Raw genomic sequence first — 12010 nt, forward strand, 5'->3', positions numbered from 1 at the left:
CCCTCGTCCATGAGCGTCAGATAAGGCGCAACCAGCGACCACTCTTCGTCGCTGACGTCAGAAGGATACGGTTTGCGAATCGAAGACATCCGATTCTACTAAAGCAATCAATCACCAAAGTACATAACACCCTCTAGGCAACCGTCTGCCACTTTTCCGTTGAAAGTGACATTTCCAACCGCGCCGCGCGCGTAGGATATCGCCAGTTCGGCGGTCTTTAGGTCTCGCTTCTCAATCGCGAGCTGGACGCGAGCGCCCTCATCTTCCGACCGGCGAAAGAATTCAAGGATAACAATCATCTGGCGCGCCTCTCCCTAACTTGACATTAAGGAGACTGCTTGACGTGAGTCAACGCCGGGACTCGGCCGCGTAAGCAGCGGCAGGGCGTTTCTTGTTTCCGGTAAGAAAAAGCCGGTTGGGCCACCGGCTTGATAAGTGCATCGCCGCGATAGGTCACCAGAGAAGATACGTAAGGCGCCGCCCGGGATCGGCAGGGTTGCCCCAACCTACCGTGGATGTGTCGGCGGAGCGATTTTGCATTGACGCTCGCTACCGTTCCCCATCGTCCGCACAAAACCGTTGCAAACCGGGGGACTGGGTGGGGGACTATTACAAGTCTCAGGATAAAAAACGTTTATTTTTCATTATCTTATCAAATTGGGAAATAGTCCCTCCCGGCCTACCATCGAAAACAAGAACACTCTTCTTCCACGCAGCCTGGCGCGTCCTCGCCGGTCAGCCAAAGGGTTTGCTCCGCGCGGCACAACGTTGATGTCACGGCGCAGGCGAGCCGCTTTGCTCAGGAATTCTTGCAGACGAGCTGCATCGATTTGTCGGTGCTGTCCATGGTGATGCTGACGCCCGCGAAAAAGTCCGCCATGCTCAGGGGATAACCCCTGTTGGCCGAGACATCGTTGAGCACGCAGTTCGCAAAAGTTCGCTTGTCGGTCTGCAGCCTGAAGCGCACCGTCCCGCCGATCATGTCGGTATGGATCACGAAACTGAACAGATTGACCCCGTTTGCCGACGGCGTGCGGTAATCGGAGACATAGTCTCCCGCCTTCGCGCCCCATTCCGGATGCGGGAGGGTGATGTAAAGAAAGTTCGATGTGACGAAGTCAGGCTTGGGAAAATACGCCACGTCCTTGCCGTCGTAGCCCGGAAGGGACCCATTCGCCGCGCCGAGATTTGCCGTTCGCTCGGAGAGATAACGCGCGTCGTCATAAACCTCGAGCACGGCGGACCACTCGCGGGCCGTCTTGCTCGCCGCAGCCGGCGAAACCCGATTGGACGTCGCCGCGGGCGATGGAGCGCCGGGCTTCACCATTACCGCCCCCGGGCCGACCACCGGCGGACGCGAAGACGCAACCGCCGGGATCAGGAGAACGACATCGCTTCTGCCGATGACGCCGTCGCCAACGTTGACGAAGAAGGACTGAAAATATCCGAGATTCGCCGTCGTTGTCGGCGGCAGCAAATCATTGAAGGTGTGATAAGCGCCCGTGGTCGGATTGAAGATGCTGATGGCATTGCTGGCCAGGAGGACTGGATTCGCCTTTGCCCCCGAGCAGCTCGCGTCTGCGCTATTGGCGGCCTGGCAGGGCGTGTAGGCGGCGGAGCAGCTTCCGCCGCTCGCCGGATTATAGCCCGCGCAGACCCGCACGCTGCTCCAGTCCACAGGATAAGGCAGAGGATTGGGCGCAAGATTCCAGGCATTGTTGCCGACCCCAGCCGTGCGCGGATTGGAGAGCGGATAGACGAAGCAGTTTCCGGACGGGCAGTAGGTTGTGTTGGTGAACGTTCCCTGCGGCTTCGCGCCGCCCGCAGTGGAACACTGGACCGACATCCTTCCTGCATTCGGCTGACTATAGCTCTTCAACCAATATCCGCCCCCCGAAGGGATATTTGCCTGATCGTTATAATTCAGCTTATCGCCCACGTTGACATAATCATATGTTCCGGGCGCGGATGTGTTGCTGATTTTATAGTAGTCGACGACCCAGCCCTTTCCATTACAATCGACCCCGCCGTTTGTTCCTGAGTTGAGTTTATAGCAGGCAGCCGGAAAATTACCGCCCAGAGCCGCAGTGACCTCTGAGCTTGTGGGGTTGCACGGTAGAGCAAACATCTGCCACGCCGGCGCATTTGCCGGGTTCACCGCCTGTCCAACGCCCGCCATCGGAGCTCCGGCCAACAGGAAATCATCGCCCGTCGCAAATTCGGTGACCGCGGCGCCCTTGAAGATCGAGGTTCCAGGCGTTGGCCCCTGAAGCGCAAGGATCGCATAAGCGGAGTCGGTGGTGTTTCCGTTGCCGAATTCGCCGTTATTATTGCTTCCCCAGCAATAGACCGTGCCGTCGTAGCGAAGCGCGCAGTTGTGGTCATTTGCGACCCCCACGTCGATTACGCCCGACAGCGGCGTGGCGGCGCCGGTCAGCACCTGGACTGGCTTGTAACTGCTGTTCAGCGTTCCATCGCCAAGCCGCCCATTCCCGTCGCCCCAGCAATAGGCCGTCCCGTCAGTCGCACGCGCGCAGGGACCGCCGGTGCTTGCAACGGTGTTGACGCCCGATCCAACGTCGACGTCGGCGATCGTGGCGGTGAAGGTCGACGTGTTCACGGCGGAGGGGCAGAAAATCGACGACGCAGTGGAGCTGGGCGCCGTGCCGGACTCGCCGGCGGCGTTTTCACCCCAACAGAAGGCCGCGCCAAGACTGTTCACGGCGCAGGTCGTCCCACGTGTCGACGCGTTCGTCCCAAGACCCCGGCCGGTGGCGACGTGCAGAATGTCCATGCTCGAGGAGATCTGGCTCACGTTCGTCGCGCCGCCGGCGGCGGTGTAGGCGTTTGCCGTGCAGGTTCCCATGTTGATGAGTTTCGGCGTCGTCGACGCAGTCGTCGTTCCCGCGCCGTTCCCCAACTGGCCTGCGTTATTTGCTCCCCAGCAGTAAAGCTGATGCACGGTTCCGCCCATGGACGCGGAGGCGCACCCATAGGATTGCGCGAGGTCGATATCGATGACGCCTGTGAGAAACGTCGTCGCGCTCGTTCCTGGCTGCACGGGGCTGGTGGACGTATAGGTGGCGTCCGTGAAGCCGGGATTCCCGAGCTTGCCGTTCGCGTTGCTGCCCCAGCAACGCGCCGTGCCGTCGTTGAGGATCGCACAAGTCGCCTGGTAGCCGGCGTGGACGAATGTCGCCGGCTTGGGCAGGGTGATCTTGAAGGGCGTCAACTGTGGATTGTTGGAACCGTCTCCAACCTGGGCCTGCTGGTCCGAGCCCCAGCACCACACGGCGCCGGCCGGGTCCAGCCCGCAGGCGTGATCAAACCCCGCGCTCATCTGAATGAAGCTGACGTTTGCTCCCAACGACATTGGGGTCGGGCTCGTCTGGGTCCCGCTGCTCGCGCCATTCGCCAATACGCCGTTGGTCTGGAGCCCTGCCCCCCGAAAACGCCGAGGGAACTTGCGGCCCAGACCGGTTGGACCATGGTCAAAAACATGAGCGCAGCAATGAGCCGTGACATTGGCGAACCCACTCTTTTTAAAATTGTCAATTGAGTGATAATACTTACAAAACAATCAGGTGGCTTGCGAGCGCAAATTCAGAGCAACCGCGGAGAAAATTATATATTGTTAGAAATGCTTATGATTTTTGTGTCGATGGGCGCTCCGCTGTCTTATATAATTACTTTAAGTTATTTATTGTTACGAGAGCTGCGCAAAAATTCATCTACTCGCCGGGGGTCGGTTGACTGCGATCCGGGCGCAGAGCGTCGCTCCATCTTCAGGGCGCCGAAAATAAAAACCCCCGGCCGCGATGGCCGGGGGTTTTCAGTCTGACATTAGGGATCCTATCCTAATGTAAATATAGCTATAGCAGACATTGGTGCGCGTAAAGTCTAAACAAAGGACCGCTCACTATTCTTGCTCATTCTGAGTTGAAAATATTGTCGTTGGATTGCGCAATAAGTTCAGGAGCGGCGAACGCCACGTTTCGAGCGGACGGCAGCCACGGAGTCTGGCGGACGCCGTTGCGCCGGTCAGGCGAAGCGGCGTCCGTTCTTATTAGTGGCCGAGCGTGTTGCCGTTGGCCGTGGCCGCCAGAGCGCCCGAGTCGCCGACCGCAACGGCGTTGCCGTTGAACGAGCCATTGATCCTGGTCACGTCGATATTGGTGAAGTTCGCCGTATTGAAGGAGTCCTCGATTTTCAGGCCGCCAGCGACGCCGCCCCTGTCGGCGACATTGATGGTCGAGGTGACGTCGATCTTCGAGACCGAGGTGTTGGAAATGCTGGTGTTGTTCGAGCCGATCGTGACGATGAAGGCGGCGCCATTGCCGCCATTGGCGTTGATCCCGTTGCCGATGCCGGACTGAACGGCGCCCGCGCCGGTGAAGGAGTTCTGCGACGCGACATTCGCCTGCACCGCGCCGACCTTCGCGCCCGCTTCGGCCTCGTTCCTGCCGACGCCAGCTCCGATGTTGACCGGAACGCCATTGACATTGGCGTCCTGCAGGGCGACGCCCTGACCGGCAACCGCCACCGGAATCGCGACAGCGGCGGCGACGCCGCCCTGGTCGATGCTGTTGTCCGAGTGCGCCAGCGCCGCGTTCACGGCGATCACGTCGACCCTGCCGCCCGTGCCGCCATTGCCGGAATCAACGAGGCTGCCAATCGTAAAGGCGCCCGGGGCGATATCGACGTGCGCATGCTCCTGGTTGATCGCGCCCTGATCGAGATGCACGGCGCCTCCGCCGACGACGCCAACGTTCTGAATAACGGCGCCGAGATTGTTCACGCCGATGTTGGTGACGCTGCCGATGTTCACGCCGTTGGCGGAAGACACGTTCGGGCCAATATTCGCCGAAACGCCGCCCGGCTGGGCAAAGGCGGGAGCCGCGAGGATGGCGGCAATCGCAACAACAGAGAGCTTCTTCATGAGATGATCCTGCTCGAAGACGGATGTCTGGAGAGAAAAAGGAGATAGCCAGCCGCGCGGGCTATCTGGAGCCGCAATAGAACGGCCGGCGCCGGCTGGGTCTAGGGATGTAACGTTTCCCGATCGTCTCAAAGCGGACACGTGGTAAATTTGCAACGCCATTTGCAACTAGAATGGTTGCATTAACGGGACGTCTGATGACGCTCCTGGCGCGCAGCCGGGGATCAACTGGCTGCATCTTGGCAATAAGCGCCGGATGAGGTGATCAGGCAGGCTTTCTCAGTTGTGGATTTGCGTTGTCGCAGAGCCATGCACCTGAAAGCTCCCCGCCGATGGCGCGTTTCCCGTTGACGCGCAGCTCGCCAGAGCCAGGGTAAGAATGACACACGCCAGTTTCATCATGGTTTCGCCTTCCTCCGCTCGACGCCGGCCCCTCGCCGTCCTGATCCCATGACGCCGCGCCGGGCGCCGGCTTTGTCAGCCTTCCACGAGAATACGGCTTCATAGCCCGAGGGCGCGCGCAACGCACATTCCGAAGCGGTCGCGCGCCAGAGACGGAAGGTGCGGGGAGAGCGCTACAGAGAACCTTGTTCCATGCGCAGAGGCGCCGCGCGCGCCTTCTCCGCCTCCGCCCTCCGGCTTCGGTGCGATTGGAGCGACACGACAGGGGGAATGCAGCGGACGTGGCCGACGTAGAAGCATTCGCAAAAGACGTTGGCGAGATCCTCGAAATGCACGGGAGGCGCCTCATGCAGATCGTGGCTGCATGCAAAAATATCGTAGCCTTCGCCTTTCTCCAAAGGTCCGAACGGCGAATACTCGTAGTTCCATCTGAGGCGCCCTTCGCTTTCGTCGAAGAGACGCGCCGCCACAACCGATAGTTTGGAGACTCCGACGTTCAGGAAAGCGTTCTCGGCCCACACACAGGAACTCGCGGCAAAAACCGCAGAGTCGCCACGAACGCGTTCACTCCCATGCTCGACCAGAACCAGGCGCATCGCCCCTCTCCCGGCGGGATTATTGTTTTTCAAAAAGGTCGCATGGCGCGTGAAGACCGCACAATCAGGGAGAGTACGTAGAATCCCGGGCGAAACAAATGGCGCCAGCGGCAGTTCAGGGAATGCGGCCGCCGAAATCCTCGGCTCTGGCGCGCTCTCGGGGAAAGCTGGATGACTCTCATGGTCACTGACGGGCAGGGGGAAGCCGATGCGCTCCTTCTGCAGAAGAGGCTGGGCGCAGCCGTGCGCACCACCCTCGAGCCGACGCTGGCCCTTCCCCTTCCCGTCGAGATGACGCGGCTGCTCGATCTCCTCTCCGCCAGGGAGATCGCGTGCAAGCCGTCGCGCAACGCATTCGCTCCAACAGGGAGCGACGACGGCGGCTAGTCGGAGCAGGCGTCGCCGAGCTCGCTCCTGCTGATCTGCTCGGCCACCCAATGCGCGCCTCTGGCGCGGTTCGCCTCGATGAAAGCCGACGCCCGGTCGAGATCGCCGCCGGACAATGACAGGTTGCACATCATGGCGACCTGACGGCCGATCTCCGCCTTGCGGGCGGCCGGCGTGGGCCGGGAGAGGACCGCGCTGACGGCCGCGACCGCAGAGGGTTTCGCCTCCGCCGGGACCATGCCGAAAACCATCAGCGCGCAGCCTGCGAGAATGCAAAGCTTGTTCATTCAGGAACCTTCTGTCTGCTCGTAAGGGGAAGCGCGACGACACATGGCGAATGTGACGCGGGTGGGGCCAAATTCGGTCAAGGCGCTGAATTGACAGGAGAACGAGGTTTCCGTGGCGCGGAGGGCGCCGATCGGCGCAGAGTCGCCGCGGTGAACGACACTCGCGCTTTGCGTTCCGCGTCAGCGGCGATCAAAGCAGGAGGCGCCGGCGGAGAAAGGCGGTAAATTGGCCGGAACCGCGCTGGAGTTCAGCGCGTGGCCGCCGAAAATTCTGCGGGTTTGCAATCGCTTGTAGGAGGTCCGCCATGCCCAGACAGATCGGAACCGCGCTTTACTGGATCGGCGTCGTCATGTCCCTGCCCTTCATTCTGCTGATCGGCGCATCAATCTTGCGGATGGTTTCCGAGGGGCTCCAGCCGCAATATGTGAACTCCACCTTTCTCGGCCTGTTCGGCGCGGTGTTTTCCTATGCCGTCGGTTTCATGCTGCGGCACATGATCACCCAGAACGCCGATCGCCGATAGCGCCGCTACTCCTTCGCGAACATGTCGAAGTGCCGGTTGACGCCGGCGTGGATGAGATTGCCGTCGAAGAGGGTGCGCGTGTTCACGTTGTAATCGTAAAGAGCGTTGGGCAGGCCAATATTCGCGCCGCTGTAGCGCGTGGCGCTATAGGCGGTCGCCGTCGCATTGCCGAGATTGTAGTAGAGATATTCAGCCTTGGCGCTCCAGTCCGGCAGGAACATCCATTCGAGGCCGCCGCCCGCCGTCCAGCCGACCAGCGCGTCCTGGAATTTCGCGTCCGCAAGCGTCCAGGCCGTCGCCCCCGTCGCTGGTATGCTGGACAGCGCGGTGTTGGAAATGACGCCGCCATAGGCCATGCCGCCCGTGCCATAGACCTGCAGCGTTGGCGTGACCAGATAGCCGAGGCGGCCGCGCAACGTGCCGAGATAGTTGAGCGTCGTCGTGCGCTGGCCATAGTTGAGGAAGCCCCGGCGCCCGGCGACCACCTCCGAACTCTGGAACGCTGTATCGGCGTTGCCCGAAACGCCGTGCAGATCCGCCTCGACGCCAGCGACGACAGGAGCGTCCAGACGCCAGTTCGCCCCAACCTGCATGCCGCCGATGATGCCGGCGAGGCGATCGCGTCCATCGAACAATGACGACGCCTGCGCCATCGGCGCGCTCGCCACGGCGCCGGATGCTGGCGCGGTCAGCGTATAAGTCGCCGGCGTCGACCAGGCCCCGCCGCCATTGAGGCCGACATAGACATCCCGCCAGCTCGGAGCCGGCGCGGCGGGCGCGTTGGGGCCGACCGCGCCCCACAGCGTTGAAACGGGATCCTTCGTGATCGGCTGGCCGTCGCCGAAGGCGTTGGCCGTCGCTTCGAGGTAAAAGAAGTTGGTGGGTTGCGAGGTGAGACCCCAGGTCGTTCCCGTCTGGGTCACATTGAAGGCGGCGTTGCTGTAAGGCGACGGCCATTGCTGGAAGGCGACAGGCGACGCAAAGCTCGACGTGAACCCGCCGGGCCAGAATCGCGCATAGCTCGCCGTCAGATTGATGAACTGCGACAGCTTGTAGCGGGCGCGAATGTCGAATTCAGTGCCGAGGAACGTGCCCCTGTTGCCGAGCGGCGCAAAGAGATTGACGCGATCCCAGGAGTTGGCGGCGTCCGCCAGCCAATAGGCGCTGAAGGCCGTATCGATCTGCAAATTCTTCGCCGGCGTGAACTCCAGCCTGACCTTGGGGTCCTTGATGTTGTTCCAGGCGAAGTAATCGTTGCGCGAGAAGGGCTGGTTGAATCCGTAAAACGTGTCGAAGTTGCTGTTGGAGTAACTGAACGGGCTCCCATTGCCCGAACCGTAGACATAGACGGCGCTGATGCGCGGCTTCCAGGGATGCTCGGAGAAGGTGTATCCCGTCTCGATGGCCCAGGCCAGCGCGTCATGTGGGACGGTCACCTCGATGTTGTTCGGCGCGACAACCGACGTTACGCCCGTCGGGCTGCTCGTGACCGTCGTGCTCGATCCCAGAAAGGGCCCCGCCGACTGGAGGCGACCAAAGGAGCCAAACTGCTTGTTGATGTCGAAGTCATAATCAAAATTGCCGATGATCCCGTAGATTCGCAGGCCCGGCGCATAGGTTTCGCGATGCGTCTTCAGGGCCGTCGACGGGTTCGAGGGATCGCCGTACTGCGTGCGGCCAAGAAAATAAGGCTGGACCGTCGCATATTCGGAGAAGCGGCGGAAGCTGAACACGCTGCCGTAAACCCAGGTCTGCCAGTCGGGCCGATCAAAGGCATAAGGGTACCGGATCACCGGCCGCGCGATGAAGTTATCGAGATCCCAATCGTTCTCTCTCTTGCCAACCTTTATGCGAAAGCCGTCGAATGTGTTGGTCGTGTTGCGGAACTCGTTTTCCGCGATGAGCCGGCGATCCAGCAGTTCGAAGTGGAAGCGGCCGGCGCGCACGGTCAGGGGGCGGTCGTTGCCGCGCGGGTCCTTGCCGAACGCGTCCTTGAAAAAGAGTTCGCCATATGCCGAGATGAGATCGGTCTGATTGATCTCCTGTCCCTGATATTGATAAATACTGTTGTAGGCGCGCGAGTCCTGGAATTCCACGACGGCGCGGAAGGGATCGAGGATATTCTGCACGCCGAGATAAAAGCGCGTGCGCGACAGCCAGAGCGAATTGGGAAAATATTTGCGCTGCGACGCCGGCGGATTGAAGGTCGTGTCGGTCCAGGGGCGATAATCATTCTGGCGATATTCGAAGCGCACGCGGGAGTCGAGGCCGATGTTGAGCCAATCGACGCCCTCGAACTGCTTGTAGGTCTTCGCGAGGTTGCGCACATAGGGCGGGATGTCCGGCTGGGGCTCCAGCCGATAGGCGCGCGTGGGAACGTAATAGCTCTTCTTTTCCTCGGGCTTCGCATCGCCCTTGCCCTTGCCGTCGCCGGTCTTTGCGCCGGCCGACGCCGCCTCGCCCTTGGACTTCGGGGAGTCTGCTGCAGCCCCATCCTTCTTTCCCGCCGTCCTGGTGGTGACGGAGGTCTCCTTGTCATCGGCCTGCGCGAAGGGAGAGGCGGCGGCAAAAGCGATCAGCAACGCGCCTCTTGCGACGCTCTTCATCAAATGGCCGTTCACAAGCGTCATCTCTCTCGCCTCGATCATCATCGCCGTTCACAGACTTGTTTCACTTTTTGCGCGCTCAATGGAGCACGGCAAACCCCTGCTCGGTAAAGATCGCTTTGGCGGTTTTGCTCTTAAGGAAGGACAGGAGCTCTTCCGCCGCTTTTCCCTTCGCTGCTGAGGTCAGGGCGACAGGGTAAACGATGGGCGGGTGGGAACTCGCCGGGAATGTGGCGACGACTTTCACCTTCGGCTCCGATTTTGCGTCGGTGAGATAGACGATCCCCAGCGGCGCTTCTTCCCGGGCCACGAACATGAGCGCCGCGCGCACATTGTCCGTGAAGGCGAAATTGGGCTCCGTCACCGCCCAGAGACCGAGCGCGTCGAGGGCCGCCTTGGCGTATTTTCCCACCGGCACCGAGGCGACGTCTCCCGTCGCGATCTTGCCCGCGCCAATCGCGGCGGCGAAGGCTTCGGTCGTGAAGGGCAGTTTCTGAAGCTTGGAGGACTTCGGCGCCACGACGACAAGCGCGTTGCCGAGAAGAGGCGTTCTCGTGCCGGGCTGGATGAGATTTTTTCCCGCGAGATAGTCCATCGACGTTTCATCGGCCGAAAAGAACACATCCGCCGGCGCGCCCGCTTCGATCTGCTTGGCGAGCGCCATCGAGCCCGCATAGCTGATCTTCAGCTCGGAGCCCGTCTTCGCCTTGAACGCGGTCGAGACGGCGTCGAGCGCGTTCTTCAGGCTCGCCGCGGCGAACACCGTGACGGTCGGCGCGTTTGCGGCCGGCGCCTCGGCCCGGACGGGCGCGGCGCCGAAGGCGAGGGCCAGGCCGAAAGCGAGGCCTGCGATGCGCAACATGGACATCTCCTTGAAATGGCCCCGGGGAAGCGAGGACTGAATCATGTGAAACCATGCTATTTTTCTGATACGGTATAGTCACGCGGAATTTTCGCACAAGTTCGGTTATTTTCAGCGTCACTTTGCTGCGAGAACATGCAAAGCGTTCCAAAAGCGCGCGAATGAGCGGCTTTGCGCCGGCGCGGCGATATGCGAAATTTACGGAGGACGGGAAGGGAATCAGGCGCATGACCGAATATTTCACCACGAGGGAGCTTGCCGCCCTGCTGCGGGTGAAGGAGCGGAAGGTCTACGATCTTGTCTCCGCGAATGCGCTGCCGGTTCGCAGGGTGACGGGGAAGCTGCTGTTCCCGAAGGAGGAAATAGAAGCCTGGATCGCCGCGAGCGCGGGCGAGAGATTGTCCGAGCCCAAAGCCGTCGTCCCCACGGGGCGCCTTCCGTTGATCATGGCAGGCGGGCATGATCTGCTCCTGGAATGGGCGCTGAAGGAATCCCGCTCGGGCATTGCGGCGCTGCTCGACGGCGCGCTGGACGGATTGGCGCGCTTCCGCGGGAGCGGCTGCCTGGCCGCCGGGCTGCACATTCCGGAGGACGGACTCGAAACCTGGAACGTCGCCGCCGTCGAGGACGCCGTGGGCGGCGAACCCGTTGTGCTCATCGAATGGGCGAAGCGGACACGCGGCCTGATGTATCGCCCGTCCGCCGGACGAACGATTCGCACGCTCGCCGATATCGGCAGGCTGAGATTTCAGTCACGTCAGCCCGAGGCGGGCAGCGAACTCATTTTGACGGCGCTTCTCGCTCAGGCGGGGATGGAAAAATCGGACGTGGAGTGCGTGGAGGCCATCGAGCGATCGGAAACCGATCTCGCCATGGCGATCGGGGGGGGACGCGCGGATATCGGGCTCGGCATTGAAGCGGCCGCGCGGCAGTTGCAACTCGACTTCACGCCGCTCATCGTCGAGCGCTTCGATCTCCTGGTGTGGCGCAAGGCCTATTTCGATCCGCCGTTTCAGAAACTGATGCAGTTCTGCCAGAGCGAGACGTTCCGGAATCGGGCGGCTGCGATCGGCGGATATGACTGCACGTCGCTCGGCGCGGTGCATTTCAACGGTCCGTGAACGGCGCGCCGCGAGAGCCGAAATCTGAGAAACGTCCGCCGGGCGCCAAAACAAAGCCCCGGCTTCCAGCCTCGCAAGAGAGGCGGAAGGCCGGGGCCTGGCGTCGAGACGGGAAGCGCCTTACTTGGCGGCCATGCACTCGGCCTCGGCCTTCTTGAAGGCCTCCGGCGCGGGCTCCTTCTTCTCGGGGCGGCCGGGCTGGACGGCGCCGGTCGAAAGCGCGCGCAGATAGACGTAGAGATCGTCGATGTAGCAGACGGCGTTCTTGTTGTCGGCGAAGGCCGGC

11 protein-coding genes and 1 pseudogene are annotated in these 12010 nt (G+C 61.5%); 3 read left to right on the forward strand and 9 right to left on the reverse strand.

Translation table 11 applies throughout. The features are described 5' to 3' along the window. From ACR652_RS11800 to ACR652_RS11820, 5 genes are all read right to left on the reverse strand, one after another. On the reverse strand, positions 1-89 hold an 89-nt coding region (locus tag ACR652_RS11800), incomplete at its 3' end, for a transposase (RefSeq protein ID WP_434506664.1). A gap of 18 nt (positions 90-107) precedes the next feature. After that, positions 108-299, reverse strand: coding sequence for a hypothetical protein (locus ACR652_RS11805; protein ID WP_434506683.1), 192 nt, complete (start codon positions 297-299; stop codon positions 108-110). Positions 300-799: 500 nt separating this feature from the next. After that, a complete protein-coding gene (locus ACR652_RS11810; protein ID WP_434506684.1) occupies positions 800-3373 on the reverse strand; it encodes an RCC1 domain-containing protein in 2574 nt (857 codons plus the stop codon). Positions 3374-4066: 693 nt separating this feature from the next. Further along, positions 4067-4939: a hypothetical protein gene (locus ACR652_RS11815; RefSeq protein WP_434506685.1), complete on the reverse strand. Its 873-nt coding sequence runs from the start codon at positions 4937-4939 to the stop codon at positions 4067-4069. Between the two features lie 575 nt (positions 4940-5514). Beyond that, complete coding sequence (locus ACR652_RS11820; RefSeq protein ID WP_434506686.1) at positions 5515-5937, reverse strand: hypothetical protein; 423 nt, start codon at positions 5935-5937, stop codon at positions 5515-5517. 171 nt (positions 5938-6108) lie between these two features. Between ACR652_RS11820 and ACR652_RS11825 the strand changes: the two genes are divergently transcribed. Continuing rightward, complete coding sequence (locus ACR652_RS11825) at positions 6109-6324, forward strand: hypothetical protein (protein WP_434506687.1); 216 nt, start codon at positions 6109-6111, stop codon at positions 6322-6324. Here the strand turns inward: ACR652_RS11825 and ACR652_RS11830 are convergent. Next, complete coding sequence (locus ACR652_RS11830; RefSeq protein WP_434506688.1) at positions 6321-6611, reverse strand: hypothetical protein; 291 nt, start codon at positions 6609-6611, stop codon at positions 6321-6323. The genes ACR652_RS11825 and ACR652_RS11830 overlap by 4 nt on opposite strands. 305 nt (positions 6612-6916) lie before the next feature. Here ACR652_RS11830 and ACR652_RS11835 point away from each other — a divergent pair, with 305 nt between their 5' ends. Next, on the forward strand, positions 6917-7135 hold the full coding sequence (locus tag ACR652_RS11835) for a hypothetical protein (protein WP_434506689.1): 219 nt from the start codon (positions 6917-6919) through the stop codon (positions 7133-7135). A gap of 5 nt (positions 7136-7140) precedes the next feature. Here the strand turns inward: ACR652_RS11835 and ACR652_RS11840 are convergent, their stop codons facing one another. Together ACR652_RS11840 and modA are read right to left on the reverse strand one after the other, a co-directional pair. Then, positions 7141-9765 (reverse strand): alginate export family protein, encoded by a 2625-nt coding sequence (locus tag ACR652_RS11840; RefSeq protein WP_434506690.1) that lies wholly within the window; start codon positions 9763-9765, stop codon positions 7141-7143. A 55-nt stretch (positions 9766-9820) separates the two neighbouring features. Next, complete coding sequence (modA, locus tag ACR652_RS11845) at positions 9821-10603, reverse strand: molybdate ABC transporter substrate-binding protein (protein ID WP_434506691.1); 783 nt, start codon at positions 10601-10603, stop codon at positions 9821-9823. 227 nt (positions 10604-10830) lie between these two features. On the opposite strand from modA, the gene ACR652_RS11850 reads away from it, so the two are divergent. Further along, positions 10831-11724 (forward strand): substrate-binding domain-containing protein, encoded by an 894-nt coding sequence (locus ACR652_RS11850; RefSeq protein ID WP_434506692.1) that lies wholly within the window; start codon positions 10831-10833, stop codon positions 11722-11724. A 120-nt stretch (positions 11725-11844) separates the two neighbouring features. Here ACR652_RS11850 and ACR652_RS11855 read toward each other — a convergent pair. Continuing rightward, positions 11845-12010: pseudogene (locus ACR652_RS11855) on the reverse strand (c-type cytochrome, methanol metabolism-related); the annotation flags it as partial.

Source organism: Methylocystis sp. (genome assembly GCF_051061225.1).
Classification (GTDB): domain Bacteria; phylum Pseudomonadota; class Alphaproteobacteria; order Rhizobiales; family Beijerinckiaceae; genus Methylocystis.